Raw genomic sequence first — 21,958 nt, 5'->3', positions numbered from 1 at the left:
GCCGTTAGAACGCCCGAGTGGGTGCAGAGTTTCATTCAGGGCTGTGAAACTCATCTCAAACCCTGCGTGCAATCTGCCGGCAACCGGACCCCGACTGCCCCAATCTGACTACAATCGGTTCCCAATCCCTGCTTACGTAACCATTTAAGTCACTTTTGAATCTCTCCGCAAACTGCTCGCGGCCGTTCTTAAAACTCCGTCTAAACGCCTTCAGGTTCTCTTCAGCATCCTTCTACAGGTACCCGGAAGGCAGCCGGCAGGTACCCGATCCGCTGGGCACTGCGCTTTATTGATCCGGCAAACCCTGCAAAGGTTACTAAAAATACTGACTTTATAACCGCGCCACTATACCATTTGCCTCCCTCGAGCTAAATGCAAGATATCGCCAAAATGCGAGAAACCAACTTTTACGCCTTTTGGCCCACCCTGGGAGCACAACAATAATGTCGGAAGTCTGGTTGGCCGGAGGCGCCGTTTTAGCCGGTTTTGTCGGGTTGGTCTGGAGCGCCGACCGGTTTGTCGCCGGCAGTGCGGCCTTTGCCCACAACTTCGGTGTCGCCAAGCTCACCATCGGCCTGACGATCGTCTCCCTCGGCACCTCGGCGCCCGAGATAGCCGTCGCCATCAGCGCCGCGCTGGAAGCGGCGGGCGATATGGCCATCGGCAACGCCATCGGTTCCAATATCGCCAACATCGGCCTGGTGCTGGCGGTGACGGCGCTGATTGCGCCACTGCCCATTCAGCGGCATCTGCTGACCCAGGAAATGCCGATCCTGCTGGTCGTTACGCTGATTGCCGGTATTATGCTCTACGACGCCAAACTGGGCCGCTGGGAGGGGATTGTGCTGCTGGCGGTTCTGTTCCCGCTGATGTATTACCTGGTCAAAGTCAAACAACGGGGCCTGTCCGACACCGAACAGATGGAAGAAAGCGAGGATATACCGGAGATGACCAACGTCGCCGCGGTGCTCTGGTTTGCGGCGGGTCTGGTCCTCCTTATCATCAGTTCCAATGTGCTGGTCTGGGGCGCCGAAACCCTGGCCCTCAGTTTTGGGGTAAGCACCCTCGTCATCGGCCTCACGGTGGTGGCGGTGGGCACCAGTCTGCCGGAGCTGGCCGCCTCGGCCATCAGTGCGCTGAAAGGCCACCACGATATTGCCCTGGGCAATATTATCGGCTCCAATATTTTCAATCTGCTGGCGGTGATGGCCATGCCCGGCATTATCGCGCCGGCCGCCATGGAAGCGGCGGTATTCTTTCGCGACTTCGCCGCCATGGCCCTGATCACGTTGCTGCTGGCACTCGCCATCGCCGGCGCCCTGTGGTTGGCGGGGCGCTCGCAGCTCGGCCGGGCCCGCCTCGGGCGCTCGGTCGGCGCCGCTTTGCTGATCGGCTATATCAGCTATTACATCGTGCTGTTCAATCCATAACGGCAGTGCCGCTGCCGGCATTGGCGAGCAGCCAAAAAAAAATGACGCTATAATCCGGCCTGGTTCGACCCGAGTCTTCTCTATCACCCACTTAGCGAAACAGGTTTACCGAACATTTATGCAGGATTCCCCTTTCATCCGCTCCGGCCGGCGCACCGTCGAGATTGAGCGCGACGCTGTGACCGCGTTGCTGCCGCGTATCGATGCGGCCTTTTGCCGCGCCTGCGAACTGATCATGCAGTGCAAAGGACGCACCATTGTTACCGGGATGGGTAAATCGGGCCATATCGCCAAAAAGATCGCCGCCACCCTTGCCAGCACCGGCACCCCGGCGTTTTTTGTGCATCCGGGAGAGGCCAGCCACGGCGACCTGGGCATGATTACCAAAAACGACGTGGTGATCGCCATTTCAAACTCGGGGACATCGGCCGAGATATTGACACTGCTGCCGCTGTTCAAGCGCATGGGTATCCCCGTGATCAGCATGACCGGTGTTGCCGACTCGCCGCTGGCGCAGACGGCCGATGTCAACCTGGACATCTCCATCACCACCGAAGCCTGCCCCCTGGGGCTGGCGCCCACATCCAGCACCACCGCCACTCTGGTAATGGGCGATGCGCTGGCGGTGGCGCTGTTGGAGGCGCGCGGCTTTACCGCGGAGGACTTTGCGTTTTCCCACCCCGGCGGCGCCCTGGGACGCAAACTGCTGCTCAAGGTGGAGGATATTATGCATGTCGGCGGCGAGGTTCCGCGGGTTCAACCGTCCACACCGCTGTCCCAGGCGCTGCTGGAAATGACCGCCAAGAGCCTCGGTATGACCAGTGTCGTCAATGCCGACGATGAATTGATCGGCGTGTTTACCGACGGCGACCTGCGCCGCTGTGTGGACGCCGGCGTCGATATCGGCAAGGCGCAGATGGCGGACATCATGACGCCCAACCCCAAGACGGTGCCCAGGCATATGCTGGCGGCGGAGGCTTTGGGCCTGATGGACGAGAAAAAAATTACCGCCCTGATCGTCGAGGACGACCGCCACCATCCGGTCGGGGTGGTGCATTTGCACGATATCCTGCGAGCCGGCGTCGTCTGATCGGCGCCAGCAAGTGCCGTGACGGCAGTTGTTATGCAGGTTTGGGGATGCTGCGGGTATGTTCCCGGTCCCCGCACTGCGGGCATAAGTTTAGGGTAACGATGTAAGGAAATGGATACATGACTGGGCACGAGAAATCGACACCGACTACCCCCACTGCTGCGACAATTGCCGAGCGCGCGCGCAACATTCGCCTGTTGCTGCTGGATGTGGACGGCGTCATGACCGACGGCAAACTCTACTTCGGCAACGACGGCACCGAACTCAAGGCGTTCAATATTCTCGACGGACACGGCATTAAAATGCTGCAGAAAACCGGCGTCAAAGTAGGGATTATCACCGGGCGCAAGAGTGAGCTGGTGGCCAGGCGGGCCGCCAACCTCGGGATCGAACTACTGGTGCAGGGGCGCGAGGACAAGCTGGCAGCCCTGCACGAATTAATCGACGATACGGCCATTACCCTGGAACAGATCGCCTTTATGGGTGACGACTACCCTGATCTGGCGGTGATACGCCGGGTCGGCCTCGGGCTGACCGTCGCCAACGCCCACCCGGTGGTGCGCCGGCACGCCGCCTGGCAAAGCGAAAACAGTGGCGGCGAGGGTGCCGTGCGCGAGGCCTGCGATATGATTATGCAAGCCCAGAACACCTTCGAGCAGGCGCTGGCGGAGTATCTCTGACCATGCCGCGCCACTGGCTGTCACTAGCCGTGTTTGCCGCCCTGACACTGGCGGTCGTCCTGCTCTGGGAGTCGCCGCCGACCGATCTGCTGGGTGCGCCGGCGGAGCCGGCGCCGGCCGCCACCTACCCCAGTATTTACCTGACTGGTGTAGAGGTAGTGCAATTTGACGAGCAAGGCACCGTCAATTACCGCTTCAACGCCGAGCGGTCGGACCACTTTCAACGCAAGCCCGGCAGACAAACCGCCGGCGACTACACCGAGATAACCACACCCTATTTCATTTTCTACAACAATGAGGGCCCGCCACGCTATGTCCGCGCCCGAGAAGGACATACCGATGCCCTGGGCCAGGTCATCACGCTGACGCAAGACGTACGCGTATGGCAAAAGAACGTCGATGAACAATTACAATCCGAACTGACGACGCCAAAACTGGTCGTAAGACCAGACGACCAATACGCCGAGACGGACAAACCTGTTAGAATGCTCGGCGCCGACGGCGAGGTAGACGCCATCGGTATGAAAGCGTATTTCGATCAGGACCGCATAGAACTGTTGTCACGAGTGCGAGGCGTGCATGAACCGAGGTAAGAACCAGGGTAACAAGCTATACCTAACCAGAGGTACGGGGTGGGTGCTGACACTGGCATTGGGCCTGGGTCTGTGCGCAGCGGGCCAGGCACTGCCAAGCGACCGCCAGCAGAAGATCACCATTCAGTCCGATCGCGCGCAGTTGGATGAAAGAAACGGCGTCACCATCTATGAGGGTGCCGTGCAGATGGACCAGGGCACGTTGCGCATTACCGCCGACAAACTTACGGTCCACAGTGTCAACAGGAAAGTCAGCCGCATTATCGCTGTCGGCCAGCCGGCGCATTTTCAGCAGCAACCGGCTCTCGACCAGCAGTTGGTGACCGCCGAGGGCAACACCATCGAATACCGGGTCGATCAGGAAGAGCTGCAACTGCTGGAAAACGCCTCGCTGGAGCAGGACGGCAGCACCATGAGCGGCGACCGCATCGACTACAATATCAAAGACGCCATTGTGGTCGCCATCGGCGACCCCACCAAGACTGAGAATCAACGCATTCAGATTGTGATCCCGCCGCAAACCCCGCCCTCGGAGTCCGACGACAACTGATGAGCGATACGACACCCGAGGTGCAGCTCTCACCACCCCAGGCCGACAGCACCGCAGCAGTGGACGCCCCCGCCGCCGATACCCGGATGTCGACCTCCGAGCTGCCTTCACTCAGCGCCATGCACCTGGCCAAAAGCTACAAAGGCCGCCAGGTCGTCATCGATGTCTCGCTGGTGGTGAGTCGGGGACAGATAGTGGGTCTGCTCGGCCCCAACGGCGCCGGCAAGACCACGTGCTTCTATATGATTGCCGGCCTGGTGCCCGCCGATCGCGGCCAGGTGATTATCAACGGACAGGATATCACCCGCCTGCCCATGCACGGCCGGGCGCGCGCCGGCCTCGGTTATTTGCCCCAGGAAGCGTCGGTATTTCGCAAACTGAGCGTGGCCGACAATATTCTGGGTATTCTGGAGACACGCCGGGATTTGCAGCGCCACCAGCGCCTGACCAAGCTCGACGAGTTATTGAATGAGTTTCACATCGACCATCTCAGGGACAGCCTCGGTATGGCGCTGTCCGGCGGCGAGCGCCGGCGCGTGGAGATCGCCCGGGCCCTGGCCACCGAACCGGGTTTTATCCTGCTCGATGAACCTTTTGCCGGCGTCGATCCCATTTCCGTGAGCGATATCAAACACATTATCCAGCATTTGAAAGAGCGCAATATCGGCGTGTTGATCACCGACCACAACGTGCGCGAAACACTGGATATTTGTGAAAAAGCCTATATCGTCAGCGAGGGTCATATTATCGCCGAGGGCGACCCGCAAACCGTGCTCAGCAACCGCAAGGTTCGCGAAGTTTATCTGGGCAATCAATTCACGTTGTAGTTCATGTTTGTAACCCTTTTTGCAGTTCACACGACAGCCTGAGATCGCAGCTGACGCGGTAGCAAGCCAGCGACTGTTGGCGGACATCTGATTACCCATAACACTGGTGCTTTATAACACCCCTGTGTTTGAGAACGGGGCACTCGAGGTCGGGTTATCGGGGTTTTTAAAAAAGCGATTGGGAAGAAAGTTGAAGGTCAGTATAGAGAATCGCCTGAGGGAGACGCCTTCCAAGACCGCGCCCGGCACCTGATTCCGGCACCGGCACTGCTTTGCGTGCCAAAGGTCTGAAATATATACCGAATTCAGGCATAAAGTTTGCTTGTCAATATTGCCTATGTGCTTCAGCCTGTCTAAACTTGGTATCTCTGATTTCATCAACACCCCAGAGATTAGCCGTCGTTGTATCACATATGAAACAGTCGCTCCAGTTAAAGATTGGACAACAGCTCACCATGACGCCGCAGTTGCAGCAGGCGATTCGCCTGCTGCAACTGTCTACCCTTGACCTGCAACAAGAAATCCAGGAGGCGTTGGATACCAATCCGATGCTGGAGGTAAACGAGGAAGAACACAGCAGCACCGCCGAGGACGCGTCCGGACTCAACGGCGAGGCACCCAAGAACGACACCGATACCAACAACGATACTGACAACCCCACCGCCGACACCACTGAACCCGGCACGGCGGCCAGCGAAGACAGCGGCGCAACCCCGGAAGACACTGCCGACGGTGACTGGAACGAGGAGATCCCAAACGACCTGCCGGTGGACACGAGCTGGGAAGATGTCTATCAGACCACTTCATCGGGCAGCAGCCTGCCGAGCGACGGCGACGACAACGATTTTGAAACCCGTCGCGGCACCACAGATTCACTTCAGGACCACCTGACCTGGCAGCTCAATCTGACCCCCATGTCGGATTCCGACCGCCTGATCGCCACGGCCATTATCGACGCCGTCGATGCCAGTGGCATGCTGACCATAACTATCGAGGAGATTTACCAGGGCCTGCAAGCCACTTTCGAAGAACTGGAATTGGATGAGGTGATGGCCGTGCTGCACCGGGTCCAACAGTTTGACCCGGTCGGCGTCGCCAGCCAGGACTTATCTGAATGCCTGCTGCTGCAATTGCGCCAACTGCCCGCGGATACACCGCTGCTGGATGCTGCCAAGCTGATTGTCAGCGACTATCTCGGCCTGCTCGGCAGCCGTGACTACAAACAGTTGATGCGCCGCGCCAAGCTCAAAGAACCCGAGTTGCGCGACGCCGTGCAACTGATTCAACGTCTCAATCCGCGCCCCGGTGACAGCATCAGCAGCGGGGATATCGAGTATGTCGTGCCGGATGTGTTCGTCTCCAAGCAGGAAGACCGCTGGAGCGTGCAACTGAACCCGGATATCGCCCCGCGCATTCGGATCAACCCGGACTACGCGTCGCTGGTGAAGCGTGCCGACACCAGCACCGACAACACTTTTTTACGCGACAACCTGCAGGAGGCCCGCTGGTTTCTGAAGAGCCTGCAAAGCCGCAATGAAACCCTGCTCAAAGTGGCCAGTTGCATTGTGGAAAAGCAACGCGGCTTTCTCGATTTCGGCGCCGAGGCCATGAAGCCCCTGGTACTGCACGATGTAGCCGAGGACGTCGGCATGCACGAATCGACAATCTCCCGCGTCACTACGCAAAAGTATATGCACACGCCACAGGGTATTTTTGAACTCAAGTATTTCTTTTCGAGTCACGTCAGTACCGACTCCGGCGGCGAGTGCTCATCCACCGCCATCCGCGCCATCATCCGCAAGCTGGTGGCGGCAGAAAATCCGAAAAAACCCTTGAGCGACAGCAAAATAACCACCTTGCTGGCAGACCAGGGTATCAAGGTCGCACGCCGCACCATCGCCAAATACCGCGAGTCACTGGGTATACCGGCCTCGAACGAACGCAAACGCTTAGTCTGACAGACAACACCGGTGGCCGGTTGGCAACCACCGGTGATGATTTCATCCGTGCCAAAGACAAGAGGAACTGCGCATGCATATCACCATCAGCGGACACCATATCGACGTTACCCCCGCGTTGAACGACTATGTCAATAACCGGCTGGAAAAGCTGAGTAGACACCACGACCGCATAACCAGTACCAATGTCATCCTCTCTGTTGATAAACTGATACAGAAAGCCGAGGCGTCGGTACATGTCAGTGGTAAAGAGTTTTTCGCCAACTCAGAGTCCGAAGATATGTATGCCGCCATCGATATGCTGGCCGACAAGCTCGATCGCCAATTGATCAAGCACAAAGAAAAACTACGCAACCATCGTTAGCAGTACCATTATTTGCAACCTAGTGGCAACCGTATGCAGATAGAGTCCATTCTCGCGCCCCGCCGCACCCAGTGCCGGGTTGCAGGCATCAGCAAAAAGCGGGTTCTCGAAGCGCTGGCCGGACTTATGAGCCGGGACCTGCCCATGCTCGGCACCCGCGACCTGTTCGGTCACCTGATCGCCAGAGAGCGTCTGGGCTCGACGGGAATCGGCAAGGGCATAGCGATTCCCCACTGCCGCATCGAAAACTGCACCGGCACCGTGGGCGGGCTGATCACGCTGGCAAAGCCGGTCGACTACGACGCCATCGACAACGAACCGGTGGATATCGTCTTTGTGCTACTGGTTCCCGAGGAGGCTCAGGAGGCGCACCTGCAGACCCTGGCGGCGTTGGCGGAGCGACTTAGCAATCGGGACTACTGCAACAGGCTGCGCCGGGCTGAGACCGATCAGGCACTGTATCAAGCGGCGCTTGAGGCCTGGTAAGAGACCAATCGGGCGGATGCCCGGTAAGTAAGCATCTATTATTGACAGACACCCGTATCAGTAGACATCCGGTAATAGACAGAAACCGGGCAAAAGGAGACTGCCGTCATACAACTGTCACCGGGGTAAACTACGGTATTTTTTTGCCGGCCCGGCTGGCATATCCGACAACAAATATAGCGACAGGAAATCGACGACATGCGTTTGGTGGTGATTTCGGGACGTTCCGGTTCAGGCAAGAGTACTGCTCTTCACGTACTCGAAGATGTAGGTTTTAACTGCGTCGACAATCTGCCCGCCAGCCTGCTGCCGGCGCTGATCGAGGAGGTCAATCAGCGGGAGCGGGCCGAGGACCTGCGCTTTGCCGTCAGTATCGATGCCCGCAACACCTGGAGCGACCTGCAAAAATTTCCTCAGCTTATCGCCGACACCAGGCAACCCGGGCTAACGGTGGAGGTGCTGTTTCTCGATGCGCGCAGCCCGACGCTGATCCAGCGTTTCAGCGAGACGCGCCGCAAACACCCGTTGAGCGATGAGTCCACCGACCTGCGCGAGGCCATTGCCACTGAGCGGCGCCTGTTGGAACCTATCGTCGATGTGGCAGACCTGGTGATCGACACCAGCAACCTGACCCTGCATCAACTGCGCGATCTGGTCAAAACACGCATCGTCGGCACCGACCCCAACGGTATGGCGGTGTTGTTCGAGTCGTTCGGGTTTAAGCGCGGCGTGCCGGTGGACGCCGATCTGGTATTCGACGTTCGCTGCCTGCCCAACCCTTACTGGAAACCCCAACTGCGCTCGCTCACCGGCTGCGATAGCGAAGTTATTGCATTCCTGGAGGAACATCCGCTGGTAGCGGATATGCAGGCCGATATCAGCGCCTATCTCAACCGCTGGCTACCCCACTTCGAGGCCAACAACCGCAGCTATATCACTATCGCCATCGGTTGCACCGGGGGCCAACACCGCTCGGTCTACCTGGTTGAACAACTGGGTAAACTGTTTTCCGAGCAGCAGGGCAATGTGTTGGTTCGCCACCGGGAACTCAACCAACAACCCTAACGTTGTCGGAACAGAAATAGTCGGAACAGAAATAGTCGGAACAGAGACAGTCGGAACAGAAACAGTCGGTGTAGAAACAGCCGTCGTAAAAACGGTCGGCGCAAAAACACAGTCGGCGCGGTCCGCTTAGCAATCGGCGCAGTCCGGTTAACAATCGGCGCGGCCCGGTTACAGGAACCACATGATCAAACAGCGTATTACCATTATCAACAAGCTGGGCCTGCACGCGCGGGCCGCTGCCAAGTTCGCCGGCGAGGCCGGCCGCTTCAGCAGCCGGATCGAAGCGGGTATGGACGGTAAAATGGTCGACGGCAAGAGCGTTATGTCGCTGATGTTGCTGGCCGCCTGCCAGGGCACCGAACTGGAACTGACTATCGACGGCCACGACGAACAGGCCGCCTGGGAGGCGCTGGCAAGCCTTATCGGCGACCGCTTCGGTGAAGGCGAGTAAACAGCGCCGGCGCCTAGAATAAACCACCGCGCCCAAGTAAACTACGGGCACCGCCACCGCCGACGATCGATCGCCCATGCAACCATCCGCCGAACAATTGCACGCCCAGACCCAGGCCCAACTCGGCGAGCTTTACGAAGCATTGGACAGCGGTACTTTCAAACAAGTCAGACGCATGCTGAACGGTCTGACACCGGTTAAGATCGCTCACCTGCTGGAATCCTCTCCCCCGCAAACCCGCCGCGCCCTGTGGCGCCTTGTCGACCGCGAGATCGAAGGCGAAGTATTGCAGGAGTTGTCTGACGATGTGCAGAGTCAGTTCCTGCGGCATATGGACACCCAGGAGGTGGTGGAAATTACCGAGGGTATGGATACCGACGATATCGCCGATATTCTGCAGCAGTTGCCCGACCAGGTCATTCAGGAAGTGCTGTCGGCCATGAGCGACCAGGACCGCCGGCGGGTGGAATCAGTGCTCACCTACGCCGAGGATACCGCCGGCGGCCTGATGAACACCGATACCATCACCGTTCGCCCGCGCCTCACGCTGGATGTCGTGCTGCGTTATCTGCGCCGTCACGACGAAATACCCGAGTCCACCGACAGCCTGATCGTGGTCAACCGCCAGGATGAGTTTTTGGGCCTGTTGCCGCTCGGCAAACTGCTCACCACCGACCCCGGCGTGACGGTGCGGGAAATTATGGATACCGAAGCCGAAGCCATTCCCGCCACCCTGGCCGACAGCGAAGTCGCCAGCCTGTTCGAGCGCCACGACTGGGTGTCGGCACCGGTGGTCGACGCCGGCGGCAAACTGCTCGGGCGCATTACCATCGACGATGTCGTCGATGTGATCCGCGAAGACGCCGATCACTCGTTGATGAGCCTGGCGGGGCTGGACGAGGAAGAAGATACGTTTGCCCCGCTGATGCGCACCACGCCGCGCCGGGCGATCTGGCTCGGTGTGAACCTGATCACCGCCATTATCGCCTCGGCGGTCATCAATATCTTCGAGGAGACCATCGATAAAGTGGTGGCGCTGGCCATCCTGATGCCGATTGTCGCCAGCATGGGCGGCGTCGCCGGCAGCCAGACCCTGACCGTGGTGATCCGCGGCATGGCCCTCGGGCAAATCGGCCGCAACAACCTGCGCTGGCTGTTGTCCCGGGAGTTCTCCGCCGGCATGATCAACGGTTTGCTCTGGGCCCTGGTCATGGGAGTGGTGGTGTCGGTATGGTTCGAGGACTACACGATCGCCGTTATTATCGCCGCCGCCATGGTTATCAATATCCTCACTGCGGCGCTGGCCGGCGCCTTGTTGCCGGTGTTGTTGAAGAGTGTCAAAGTCGACCCGGCCCTGGCCGGCGGCGTCGCCCTGACCACGGTGACCGATGTAGTGGGTTTTCTGGCCTTCCTGGGCCTGGCCACCTATTTTTACGCCTGATCAAAACGGACCGTTGCCAAGCGGCTGCGCCTGTAAGCGACGATCATCATACCCAAAGACAGCTATATTCAACGATAACCAGACCCAGCGATAACTATGTCCAGCAATAACGACGAATTCTCTGCCGAAGAGACACAACCGAAAAGTAAAACCCAGCTCAAAAAAGAAATGCAGGCTCTGCAAGACCTGGGTACCGCCCTGGTTGGCCTCAGCGACAAGCAGTTGGCGCAGATTCCGCTCGAAGGCGAGTTGGCCGAGGCCATTCACCAGGCGCGCAGGATCAGACACCGCGAGGGTAAGCGCCGGCAACTGCAGTTTATCGGCAAGCTTATGCGCAACACCGATGTCACGGCAATCGACAGTGCATATAAAGCACTGATGGAAAAAAACCATCACCACATACGCCGGCAACACCTGACAGAGCAATGGCGGGACCGACTGATCGCCGAGGGTAATCCCGCAGTGACTGTTTTTTTACAGGAATATCCCCACGGCGACAGCCAACACCTGCGCCAGTTGGTACGTGGCGCGAGCAAGGAAAAGGCGCACAATAAGCCACCCGCGCAGGCGCGCAAGCTCTTTCGCTACTTACTGGAAGTGATCGGGGAGATGTAATTTTTGTCAAGTGAAAATATTTTTTTCACTGCGCAGAAAATATTGTGGATAAAACTTCTTACCTGTTAATGCTATTGTGAAACATACATAACAGCAAAATATATTTGATCGGCCCTCAAAATTGTGATGTTATTCCGGCTCGACGTCAGTGCATCGAGCTGTAAAGCACAACGTTCGAAAACTCCTCAAATTGCTTGAAACTGTTTGCAACTGCCGGCCGCAGAGAGGCGGCAGAGAGGCGAATAACACTGATGCTATGGTGGCCCGGCAGATATCAAACAGTGTCCTCTCACACAATCAATAAGGCTTGTATCACTAGGCGAACAATAAGGAGAATGCCGCCATGTTTTCAACACAGCCAGTAAAGAACCTGCTTACTCATTTGCAACATCGTACGCTCACTGACACTCTGACCAGGATACTGGGCTGCACTGTGTTGTTCGCCGCCTGCAATGCCCAGGCGGGGGCCCGCGCCCCGCTGCCGCAATTCCCGGACCCGCAACTACAGGCGTGCTTTCAGGAGCAGGTGGTCGCGCAAGGTTGGCAGTGGGCGGAAGATGTGGATCAATTGATCTGTCCGGATCGCGGTATTGCCGCTGCCTTTGGTTTGGATCAGCTACCCAACCTGGTCAAGTTGGATTTGAGTGATAACCCACTGGCCGATCTGGGCTCGCTAGCGGGCCTGGAGCATACACTCAGAGAAGTCATTTTGAGTGGCGCCACCTTGTCGAACCTTTATGAATTGGAAAGACTGCATCGGTTGGTCCGCCTGTTATTGAACGACACCCAAATAACCGATCCTTCCTTGGACAATTATCAAATAGAACAGTCCCTCAACCGTATAGTGGGCAACAACCAGGGGCTTGCGTGGCTTGGGCTCAACGGGTTCCGTATCAGCGATCCGGTAACGCTGTTTCAGTCGCTGCCGCGCACCCTGGCGTCTCTGGCGCTGAGTCGCACCGGCTTGCAGACCCTGCCCGTGCCCCTGGTGGAGTTCCGCCAACTGCAAGCGCTCGATCTGAGCGGCAACCCCCTCGTCGATCTGGGTCCGCTGTATGAATTGGCCGACACCTTGCAAGTGCTCAACCTCAGCGACACCACTTTGGATTACCTCCCGGACCTCCTGCCGCTGCGAGCCCTGCGTCAGTTGCGGTTAAACGATATCGACTGGAGCGGCCCACCGGAGGACCCGGTGCAACAGGAATGGGTCCTGCAGCAGGTACTGGCCAATAACCCGAAACTGACGGCGGTGGGCTTCAACGGCTTTCAGCTCAGCGATCCCCTGACGCTGTTTCGGGACCTCTCCCGCGACCTGGTGTCGCTGGAGTTAAGCCGGGCCAACCTGCACACCCTGCCGGTGCCGCTGGCCGAGTTCAGCCGCCTGCAAGTGCTCGACCTGAGCGGCAACCCGATCGGCGACCTGGGTCCGCTGCACGGTCTGGAGGAGACCCTGCAGGTGCTGGACCTCAGCGATACCACCCTGCGGCACTGGCCGGACCTGCAGGGCCTGCGGGCACTGCGACAACTGCGCTTGAACAGCATCGACCTCGACGATCCCTTCGTGAATCCGCAACAACTGGAGCAACACCTGCACCAGGTGCTGATCAATAACCCGGCGCTGCACACCGTCGGTTTTAACGGCGTGCCGATCAGTGATGTCGTTACGCTGTTTAACCATCTGCCGCGCGGCCTGGTGTCGTTGGAATTAAGCCGCACCTGGCTGAACGGCGCCCCCGGCCCGCTGCCGTTGGCGCAGTTTACACACCTGCAGGTCCTCGACTTAAGCGGCAACACACTGATTCAATGGGGCCCCCTGACCGCGCTGGGACAAACGCTGCAGGTCCTGGACCTCAGCGACACCCGCGTCGATCAATGGCCGGCGTTAACCGACCTGACCGCATTGCGCCGCCTGCGCTTGAACGATATGCAGTTGCAGGACCCCTTGATCGATCCGCTGCAACTGGAACAGCAACTCAACCAAGTGTTGAACGCAAATGTTCATTTGATCGAGGTAGGCTTTAACGGTTTTACTATCAGCGATCCGGTAATGCTGTTTCAATCGCTGCCGCGCCATCTGGAATCCCTGGCGCTGAGTCGCACCGGCTTGCAGACCCTGCCCGTGCCCCTGGTGGAGTTCCGCCAACTGCAAGCGCTCGATCTGAGCGGCAACCCCCTCGTCGATCTGGGCCCGCTGTATGAATTGGCCGACACCTTGCAAGTGCTCAACCTCAGCGACACCACTTTGGATTACCTCCCGGACCTCCTGCCGCTGCGAGCCCTGCGTCAGTTGCGGTTAAACGATATCGACTGGAGCGGCCCACCGGAGGACCCGGTGCAACAGGAATGGGTCCTGCAGCAGGTACTGGCCAATAACCCGAAACTGACGGCGGTGGGCTTCAACGGCTTTCAGCTCAGCGATCCCCTGACGCTGTTTCGGGACCTCTCCCGCGACCTGGTGTCGCTGGAGTTAAGCCGGGCCAACCTGCACACCCTGCCGGTGCCGCTGGCCGAGTTCAGCCGCCTGCAAGTGCTCGACCTGAGCGGCAACCCGATCGGCGACCTGGGTCCGCTGCACGGTCTGGAGGAGACCCTGCAGGTGCTGGACCTCAGCGATACCACCCTGCGGCACTGGCCGGACCTGCAGGGCCTGCGGGCACTGCGACAACTGCGCTTGAACAGCATCGACCTCGACGATCCCTTCGTGAATCCGCAACAACTGGAGCAACACCTGCACCAGGTGCTGATCAATAACCCGGCGCTGCACACCGTCGGTTTTAACGGCGTGCCGATCAGTGATGTCGTTACGCTGTTTAACCATCTGCCGCGCGGCCTGGTGTCGTTGGAATTAAGCCGCACCTGGCTGAACGGCGCCCCCGGCCCGCTGCCGTTGGCGCAGTTTACACACCTGCAGGTCCTCGACTTAAGCGGCAACACACTGATTCAATGGGGCCCCCTGACCGCGCTGGGACAAACGCTGCAGGTCCTGGACCTCAGCGACACCCGCGTCGGTCAATGGCCGGCGTTAACCGACCTGACCGCATTGCGCCGCCTGCGCTTGAACGATATGCAGTTGCAGGACCCCTTGATCGATCCGCTGCAACTGGAGCAGCAGCTCAATCAGGTGTTGAGCGCGAATGTTCATCTGATCGAGGTAGGCTTTAACGGTTTTACTATCAGCGATCCGGTAACGCTGTTTCAGTCGCTGCCGCGCCATCTGGAATCCCTGGCGCTGAGTCGCACCGGCTTGCGGAGCCTGCCCGTGCCCCTGATGGAGTTCCGCCAACTGCAGGCGCTCGATCTGAGCGGCAACCCCCTCGTCGACCTGGGTCCGCTGTATGAATTGGCCGACACCCTGCAAGTGCTCAACCTCAGCGACACCACGTTGGATTATCTCCCGGACCTCCTGCCGCTGCGAACCCTGCGTCAGTTGCGGTTAAACGATATCGACTGGAGCGGCGCACCGGAGGACCCGGTGCAACAGGAATGGGTCCTGCAACAGGTACTGGCCAATAACCCGAAACTGACGGCGGTGGGCTTTAACGGCTTTCAGCTCAGCGATCCCCTGACGCTGTTCAGTTATCTCTCCCCCAACCTGGTATCGCTCGAGTTGGGCAACACCGGGCTGCAGGCAATACCGGTGCCGCTGGACCAGTTCAGCCGGTTGCACACCCTGGACCTCAGCGTTAATCCCCTGACAGCCATAGGCCCCCTGCAGGGTCTGGCGTATACACTCAAGCGCCTGGACTTAAGCCAGACCCGGGTCCACAGTTTGTTTGAGTTGCGGGAGTTGCGGGCACTGACGGCGTTGAATTTAAATCAAGGCCAAACACCGGTCGACGATTTATGGCTACTCAATGAAATCCTGCGCCACAACCCGGCGCTGCAACGGGTCGGCCTCAGTGATATTCAGCTCAGCGCCAACATCGACGTCCTTGTGCAGACGCTCAGCGAGCTGCCGTTGACCTGGCTGGATATCGCCAACACCGGCAGCGGCGATATCAACTGGTCGATGCCACTGGTAGAGAATCTGCATTACCTCAACGCCAGCGACAACGGCATGACGACCACCACGGGTCTGATTGCAGCGCGCCAGTTGGAGCAGTTGTACCTGGATAACAACCAGTTGGTGAATATCAGTGATCTGTTGTCCATTGCCCAATCGGAGGAAATCCGCTTAATTTCACTGTCGGGCAATGACAACCTGGCCTGCGTGGATCTGGATGCGCTGGCATCGAGCCTGCCGCCCGGTGTGGAGCTGATCCGACCGGCAAACTGTCAATAAGCTTGCCATCCCACCCCGGACCATCCGGTCAGGGGTGGGGCTGTTGCAACACAGGTTACTGTTCATCGGGTACAAACAACAGCGCCGCCGAGTTGATGCAGTAACGCAGCCCGGTGGGCGCGGGTCCATCTTCAAAGACATGCCCCAGGTGTTCGCCGCATTTGGACAACACTTCAGTCCGGCGCATACCCCAACTGAAGTCTTTCTCCAAAATCACATTGTCCTTATCCAACACCTCCCAAAAACTGGGCCAACCGGTGCCCGATTTAAACTTGTGCTCGGAGCGGAACACGGGAATCCGGCAGCCGGCTGTCACATAAGTGCCTTTGACTTTGTTGTTCAAAAGCGAGCCGGTAAACGCCCGCTCGGTACCCTTCTTCCACAAAATGCGGTACTGCTCCTTGGTCAGCAATTGCTGCCAGGTCTGCTTGGGAATCGTGTCGAGGTCCTGACCGGTCGCGATAAGCTGTTTGGCGGCAGCGGGGCTCAGCACAGTCTCCGCTTCCGACGCCTGCAGATCGTGAGTGCAGGCACTTACCCCTCCGATTACGGCAATTAACAACAATATTTTGAAAAAACGGATCATCATAACACTAGTTTCCAATACAGCCCGCAGCCTCTGCGGTAAAACCTCAAACCCTGCAGACTGAGCCATACAACCTGCACAAAACACGCTGAACAATACAATGTAAACCACAGAGTCTCACGGCACTTGCTCAAGGCCGTTTGCCCCCCGTTATCCATCCCCACCCAATCTGAAGGCCCACTCGCCTGCCAGACCGGACTGGCACTTCCTTGAGCGTATTTGCATCAGTCTACCGATTGCCGCCGCAACTAAATCGACAACTAAATCGACAACTAAATCGACAACTACATCGACAACTACATCGACCTCGATTAAGCGTGCTGAAGGGAGGTCTGGCTCTGGTTGAGGCCTTCAGAAACTCTCGACAGCAGGGATGCTGTCGCGAAGCCCTCAGGGACGAGTTTACGGCGTGTTTCTGAAGGCCTCAACCAGAGCCAGACCGGTCAATTAGCATATATTAGCTTAAGTAAGTGCCATTCGGGCCAGACCGCTCAGTTAGCGCTCTCGCGCTTAAGCGTCACTCACTAAAACATTTAGAGACTGCAGGAGAAAATAAATTCCCCGCCGCTGCGATTACAGCGGCGCTATCGAAAACCGGCGGTGGCGGTGCACCGGCATAGTGCCGCGCCGGCGGGCCACTTCACCAAAATCGATGTCGGCGATCACCACGCCCTCGCCCTGGGGCCGACGGGCCAACACGGCACCCCAGGGATCGACCACCATGGAGTCGCCCCAGGTGCGCCGCTTGCTGTCGTGTTGCCCGCCCTGGCAGGCACCTGCCATATAACACAGGTTTTCAACAGCGCGTGCCTGCATCAGTATCTGCCAGTGAGCCTTGCCGGTCACATAAGTAAAGGCCGAGGGAACCACAATCAACTCCGCCCCGTCATCCACCAGCAGGCGAAAGTACTCCGGGAAGCGCAGATCGTAGCAAACCGCCACCCCCAACCGGCCCCAGGGTGTCTCCACCACCTCCGGCCGCTTGCCCGGGGCGAAGGTGTCGGATTCCCGATAGCGGCCCTGGCCATCATTCACATCGACATCAAACAAGTGCACCTTATCGTAGCGACCCACCTCCTCGCCCTGCGCATTGATGACGAAGCTCGCCGCAAAGACCCGCTGTGGTGGCGGCTGCACGCCGGCATGGGGGGCGACGGTAGGTAGGGTTCCGCCGACTAACCAGAGTCCGAACCGTTGCGCGCACCGGCGCAAGTAAGTGCGCATCGGTCCTGTGCTATGGCGCTCCGCTTCGCCCTCCGACAACAGGTCGCGCTTGCCGAACACGGCGAAGTTTTCCGGCAGGACCGCCAGTTCGGCGCCGCCGTCTGCCGCTTCGGCAAGCAACCGTTCGGCGACGGCCAGGTTGTCCGCCAGCACCGGTGTACTGACCATCTGCAGCGCGGCAATGCGCATCAGGAACTGCCCTCGCGCTGCTCGGTTTGCGCCGGCGGTGTCTGGCCATTGGTTTCCGCTTCTTTGCGGGTATCCTCACCGGCGCGCTTGGCCGCCTTGTCGTCAAACAGGCGTTCAAACTGAAATTTCGGATCGCCCCAATCGCCGCTCATGCTGTAGCTGACACTCGCCACCTTATCGACCTGCTTCTTGAAAATTTTGCTGGCCACATAAACCCCGGCGGCGGCGGGCAGCCCCGCCGCAAAAGCCGCCAGCAAAGTAAGGTTACCGCCCACCGGCAGGGTCGCCACCAGGGTGGCATCGAGCTGTTCGTGATCGAGGTCGATAGTACCCGCCATTTGCAGTTTGCTCGACGGGGTTTTCACGCGCATCGGCTCCAGCAGATACACCGTGCCCTGATCAAACTCCATCTCGCTGCTGATTTCATCGTAGGCCATGCCGTCTTTCAACAGGTCCGAGAAATCGAGCTTCAGGCGTCGTGCCCAGGTGTCGAAGTTAAACAGCCCCAGCAGTCGCAACAATGGATTGTTGCCGGTGCCGCCGCCGCTGATAAAACGGCCCTTGGTCAGTTTACTGCGCAGTTTGCCCGACAACTCTTTGATACCCAAAGCCGCCGGCGAACCGGGCCATTCGAAGTCCATCTCGAACACCGCAGAGGTGCTCTCGATCAATTTTGGCTGCTGCCACTGCTGCAGGACCGCGCCCAAATCCGCCGCCATAAGACGCCCGCTGAACTGGCTGACGTGGCCGCCATCGCGGCGTTGCCATAACAGGCGGGCGCCGGTGTTATCCTGCATACCGCGGATGTCCGCCCCCCTGACCGAGGCGCGCAGGTCACTCACCAGTACACCGTTATCTCTGGGCCTGAGTAAAAAAGACCAGGAGCCGTAATCATCGGTGCCGATGGAAAATTCCCGGGTGGAAAAATCCACGGCGATCGCCTCGTCGAGATTCCACCCGGCCAGGGGATCGCTGCGCGTTGTTTCTGCGTCGCTTTGCGTCTCACCCTCGTCCTCGGCGGCAGGCAGCCGCAGATATTCCAGCTCCAACGCCAGCGGCCGCTCATCGCCATACCAACCGAGGTTGCCGGCCAGCGTTTGGTTGGCCAGTTTCAGGCGCCAGCCATCGGTCTGACTCTTGCCGCTTACCCGCAGGGCTTCCAGTTCGAGGTCGGACAGCCTCAGGTTACCGATCAGTAAATCGACTTCGGTAGTGATAGCCTGCGCCTGCTGTTTGGCGCCGCCCTCTTCCCCCGCTTGATCCAGCGCGGCAATCTGGCTTTCATATACCTGGTAGCGCTCAATCACTTCAGCCCATTCGTCGAAGATCACCTCCCCCGCCCGGCCGGTGAGCGCCAGGGTACCGGCCGCCGCCGGCAACACCGCTTTGCTGCCCAGTCCCACCGCGCCTTTGACAATCCGTCCCCCCGACTCCAAAAACAGGCCGTGGGCCAGTTCGCCATAGCGGACATCGTAGCGACTCTCGCCGTCGCGGATGGGGATCAGCACCTGCAGCGGGCGGGCAGTATCGGCCGGCTTGCCATAGGGCGCCGGCAGGTCCACCGCTACGCCCTGCATATTCGAGCTGACATTCAGCAGGGCGTCGTAATCCCGATCGGCGTCCCGGGGCGGTATGCGCAGCCGCGCCAGGTAGGGTAAATCGCCTTCGGTAAATAACAGCTCCGGGGTCCGGCTCCAGTGGGCGAGGGTTTCCGTGGCCACACTACCGCGCAGATCGACCACCGTATCGCGACCGCCGTCGGCATTGGCGGGATTCTCGATGGATAAACTGACCGGCTTGTCCCACAGGACACCGCTTACCTTTTGCGCCTTGATGCCATCCACTGACGAGTAGTTGATGCGACCCTGCAAGCCGGTAAAGCCCAGCTTCAGTTCGTCCATACTGAGGTCGGTATCGGCCAGGTCCACGCGCACCTGATGCAACTCGCCGGGCTCCCCCGCCACCAGCGGAATCGACAGGGTGATATCCGCACGCATATCGCCCTGCATGCGCCACTGGTCAAAACTGTCGTCAACGTAGCGGCGGATCATGCTCTCGCGCAATACCCGCAAACCGTCGGCAGCATCGCCGACAACCGTGCCCTTGACGCCGAGCAGGCTGCCCTGCCCCATCGGGTTGGGGGCCACCGCCACCAGCGTCGGGCCGAGGCGACTGCCGTAAAGTCGTGCCTCCTGCACGGCCACATCGACCTTGAGATCGTTCATATTGAGCACGGCGTCAACCTCGGTCAGCGCCGGCCAGTCGGGGTGGTAATTCAGGGTGGCGTCTTTGATATCCAGATACAGCTGCAGCGCCCGCCCGGCGCCCTTGCCCTTGGCCAGGGAACCCTGATAGATAAAGCCGCCCTGTTCAATACGGCCGCTGCCGAGGCTGCGGTCGAGCCATTCGCGCAGGGGTTCCGCCACAGTAAAGGGTACGTATTTTTTATGGTATTTGGCTTCGCTGTTCTGCAGCCCGATCACCAGCGTCATATTCGATGGCGCCGTGTCCTTTTCCCAGGGCAGGTAAATGTGAAAATAGCCATTCACCAGGCCGTCGTCGCCCCGCATGGCCAGCGGACCGCTGTTGATGTAGATGCTGTTGTTTTCAGGGCGTAACTGCCAGGCCACCTGCCCGTGGGCACTCTGGTAGGCCAGCGGCTCTGTATAAATTGTCGGGTAGTGCATGGAAAAGCCCTGGCGCGCATCCAGCTCCACCACACCGCCGCGTTTGCCGGCCTCGATATAGCCGTCAACCTGCTCCAGGGCCGGTGCACCCTGCCAGGCGGCTACCGACACCTGGCCCAGGTTGGCCTTCAAGGTGAAATCCGTGGCATCACCGCCGAGGTCCAGTTGCAGTTGCACGTGGTGCAGCGCGCCGCGGGGCTCGAGCGTCTCCAACACCTGCGCCAGGCGCCCCCGCAGATAGCCGTGGCGCGACGCCAGGGCCAGCCAGTCCGCCAACACCAGCTTATCGGTTTGCACGTTAAGCGACTGGTCCGGTCCAGCGCTCACCACCAGATTAAAATTGGGCGAGCGATTGCCCGGCCAGGCGAGTTGGGCATCCTGCAGGGCCAGGCGCCAGCCACCGGCGCCGGTCCAGCGCCCGGTCACCGCACTGGATAGGTGCTGCGGCAAATCCAGGCCGGGCTCGGTCGGTCCGTCGGGGTAGGATGTCGGTGCCCAGGGCACGCCGTCGATGTTGATCAGCCCCTGCAGATCGTAACCGCCGCCGCCGGCGGTTTCGATCCACATCTCCAGGTCCAGGGTATGACCTTCCCGCCACTGGCCGTCGGGCAGGTTTTGCCAGACCTGTCGGGCCAGCGCAGCCACGGGCTTTTCCAGCGGGAAGCTGTGGAGTTTCAGGTAGCCCCGGGCTTGAAAACTGTCTTTATCGCGCGGATCACCGCGGCCCTCGAGCACCAGCCGCGCGGTATCGGCCCGGCCGTCGAGCGTGAGCCCCGCCGTCAGGCGGTGGAAGGTACGGCTGTTCTCCAGCAGGATATGGGGCACCTCGACCTCGGTCTCGTGACCGGTGACAAATTCAAATCGCAGCATGGCGCGGTGGATTTCGATATGCCGGCCGAGCAGGAACACATCCAATGGGTCATCGATGGTGGCGGACGTATCGGCGGCAGTGGTCTGCGCGAGGCCGGCAATACCCCAGCCGCCGTCCTCCGCCTGTATAAAAGAAGCCTCAATGTCGGCCAGCGACACCTGGCCCCAGGCCAGCTCCCACTGCCACAGAGACCGCAGTAATCCCAGTTCGGCGGTCGCTTCGCGAATAGAGAGAATGGCGACGTCGTCGTCGCTGCTGAGCTGCAGGCCGCTCAGGCGCAATTGCGGGGTCAGGCCGCTCCACTGAGCCTGCAGTGCATCGATGGTGACATTGACACCCAGCGTCTCGGACAAATAGGTACTAAAGGAGTCGCGGTAGTCACCCACCAGCGGCGACAGCTCCCGTCCCAACTGCACCAGCACCGCACTCGCAATCAGCATCACGGCGAAGATACGCCAAAAGTTTTTCACCAGAATGCGAATATATTTGGGCATATTTCAGGCTTTAGACTCCAGTTACCAGTCGCTGCGGTCCGCTGCCCGGCGGGTGTTCAACCCAACCCGCCCCCC

17 protein-coding genes are annotated in these 21,958 nt (G+C 59.4%); 14 read left to right on the top strand and 3 right to left on the bottom strand.

Annotated features, from left to right (window positions below):
- Positions 1-443: 443 nt before the first annotated feature.
- The 14 genes from FKG94_RS10970 (at position 444) to FKG94_RS10905 (ending at position 15,832) form a co-directional block, all read left to right on the top strand.
- Positions 444-1,430, top strand: coding sequence for a calcium/sodium antiporter (locus FKG94_RS10970; RefSeq protein WP_142904278.1), 987 nt, complete (start codon positions 444-446; stop codon positions 1,428-1,430).
- 118 nt (positions 1,431-1,548) lie between these two features.
- On the top strand, positions 1,549-2,520 hold the full coding sequence (locus FKG94_RS10965; protein WP_142904277.1) for a KpsF/GutQ family sugar-phosphate isomerase: 972 nt from the start codon (positions 1,549-1,551) through the stop codon (positions 2,518-2,520).
- Between the two features lie 119 nt (positions 2,521-2,639).
- Positions 2,640-3,200 (top strand): 3-deoxy-manno-octulosonate-8-phosphatase KdsC, encoded by a 561-nt coding sequence (gene kdsC / locus FKG94_RS10960; RefSeq protein WP_142904276.1) that lies wholly within the window; start codon positions 2,640-2,642, stop codon positions 3,198-3,200.
- 2 nt (positions 3,201-3,202) lie between these two features.
- Complete coding sequence (gene lptC, locus FKG94_RS10955) at positions 3,203-3,793, top strand: LPS export ABC transporter periplasmic protein LptC (protein ID WP_142904275.1); 591 nt, start codon at positions 3,203-3,205, stop codon at positions 3,791-3,793.
- Positions 3,780-4,343, top strand: a complete 564-nt coding sequence (lptA, locus tag FKG94_RS10950; protein WP_142904274.1) for a lipopolysaccharide transport periplasmic protein LptA — start codon at positions 3,780-3,782, stop codon at positions 4,341-4,343. The genes lptC and lptA overlap by 14 nt, the downstream gene beginning before the upstream one ends.
- A 101-nt stretch (positions 4,344-4,444) precedes the next feature.
- Complete coding sequence (gene lptB, locus FKG94_RS10945) at positions 4,445-5,170, top strand: LPS export ABC transporter ATP-binding protein (protein WP_142904426.1); 726 nt, start codon at positions 4,445-4,447, stop codon at positions 5,168-5,170.
- 413 nt (positions 5,171-5,583) lie between these two features.
- Positions 5,584-7,128 carry an RNA polymerase factor sigma-54 gene (locus tag FKG94_RS10940; protein ID WP_142904273.1) on the top strand — a complete coding sequence of 515 codons (1,545 nt, stop codon included), beginning with the start codon at positions 5,584-5,586 and terminating at the stop codon, positions 7,126-7,128.
- A 73-nt stretch (positions 7,129-7,201) separates the two neighbouring features.
- The gene (gene hpf, locus FKG94_RS10935) at positions 7,202-7,492 is read left to right on the top strand and encodes a ribosome hibernation-promoting factor, HPF/YfiA family (protein ID WP_142904272.1); all 291 of its coding nucleotides are present in this window, start codon (positions 7,202-7,204) and stop codon (positions 7,490-7,492) included.
- Between the two features lie 33 nt (positions 7,493-7,525).
- Positions 7,526-7,978: a PTS IIA-like nitrogen regulatory protein PtsN gene (ptsN, locus tag FKG94_RS10930; protein WP_142904271.1), complete on the top strand. Its 453-nt coding sequence runs from the start codon at positions 7,526-7,528 to the stop codon at positions 7,976-7,978.
- Between the two features lie 198 nt (positions 7,979-8,176).
- Positions 8,177-9,043 carry an RNase adapter RapZ gene (rapZ, locus tag FKG94_RS10925; RefSeq protein WP_142904270.1) on the top strand — a complete coding sequence of 289 codons (867 nt, stop codon included), beginning with the start codon at positions 8,177-8,179 and terminating at the stop codon, positions 9,041-9,043.
- A 181-nt stretch (positions 9,044-9,224) separates the two neighbouring features.
- Positions 9,225-9,494, top strand: a complete 270-nt coding sequence (locus FKG94_RS10920; protein WP_142904269.1) for an HPr family phosphocarrier protein — start codon at positions 9,225-9,227, stop codon at positions 9,492-9,494.
- A gap of 76 nt (positions 9,495-9,570) precedes the next feature.
- Positions 9,571-10,935 carry a magnesium transporter gene (gene mgtE / locus FKG94_RS10915; RefSeq protein ID WP_142904268.1) on the top strand — a complete coding sequence of 455 codons (1,365 nt, stop codon included), beginning with the start codon at positions 9,571-9,573 and terminating at the stop codon, positions 10,933-10,935.
- A 96-nt stretch (positions 10,936-11,031) separates the two neighbouring features.
- Positions 11,032-11,550 carry a ribosome biogenesis factor YjgA gene (gene yjgA / locus FKG94_RS10910; RefSeq protein ID WP_142904267.1) on the top strand — a complete coding sequence of 173 codons (519 nt, stop codon included), beginning with the start codon at positions 11,032-11,034 and terminating at the stop codon, positions 11,548-11,550.
- 343 nt (positions 11,551-11,893) lie between these two features.
- The gene (locus tag FKG94_RS10905) at positions 11,894-15,832 is read left to right on the top strand and encodes a leucine-rich repeat domain-containing protein (protein ID WP_142904266.1); all 3,939 of its coding nucleotides are present in this window, start codon (positions 11,894-11,896) and stop codon (positions 15,830-15,832) included.
- Between the two features lie 55 nt (positions 15,833-15,887).
- Here the strand turns inward: FKG94_RS10905 and msrB are convergent, their stop codons facing one another.
- From msrB to FKG94_RS10890, 3 genes are all read right to left on the bottom strand, one after another.
- Entirely contained in the window at positions 15,888-16,421 is a 534-nt protein-coding gene (gene msrB / locus FKG94_RS10900; protein WP_142904265.1) for a peptide-methionine (R)-S-oxide reductase MsrB, read from the bottom strand.
- A gap of 570 nt (positions 16,422-16,991) precedes the next feature.
- Positions 16,992-17,831 (bottom strand): carbon-nitrogen hydrolase family protein, encoded by an 840-nt coding sequence (locus tag FKG94_RS10895; RefSeq protein ID WP_142904264.1) that lies wholly within the window; start codon positions 17,829-17,831, stop codon positions 16,992-16,994.
- Positions 17,831-21,883 (bottom strand): YhdP family protein, encoded by a 4,053-nt coding sequence (locus FKG94_RS10890; protein WP_142904263.1) that lies wholly within the window; start codon positions 21,881-21,883, stop codon positions 17,831-17,833. The genes FKG94_RS10895 and FKG94_RS10890 overlap by 1 nt, the downstream gene beginning before the upstream one ends.
- Positions 21,884-21,958 lie beyond the last annotated feature (75 nt).

It is taken from the genome of Exilibacterium tricleocarpae (assembly GCF_007004655.1).
Taxonomy (GTDB): domain Bacteria; phylum Pseudomonadota; class Gammaproteobacteria; order Pseudomonadales; family Cellvibrionaceae; genus Exilibacterium; species Exilibacterium tricleocarpae.
The sequence above is the reverse complement of the archived record's forward strand: the minus strand, read 5'-3'. Positions and strand labels throughout refer to the sequence as shown.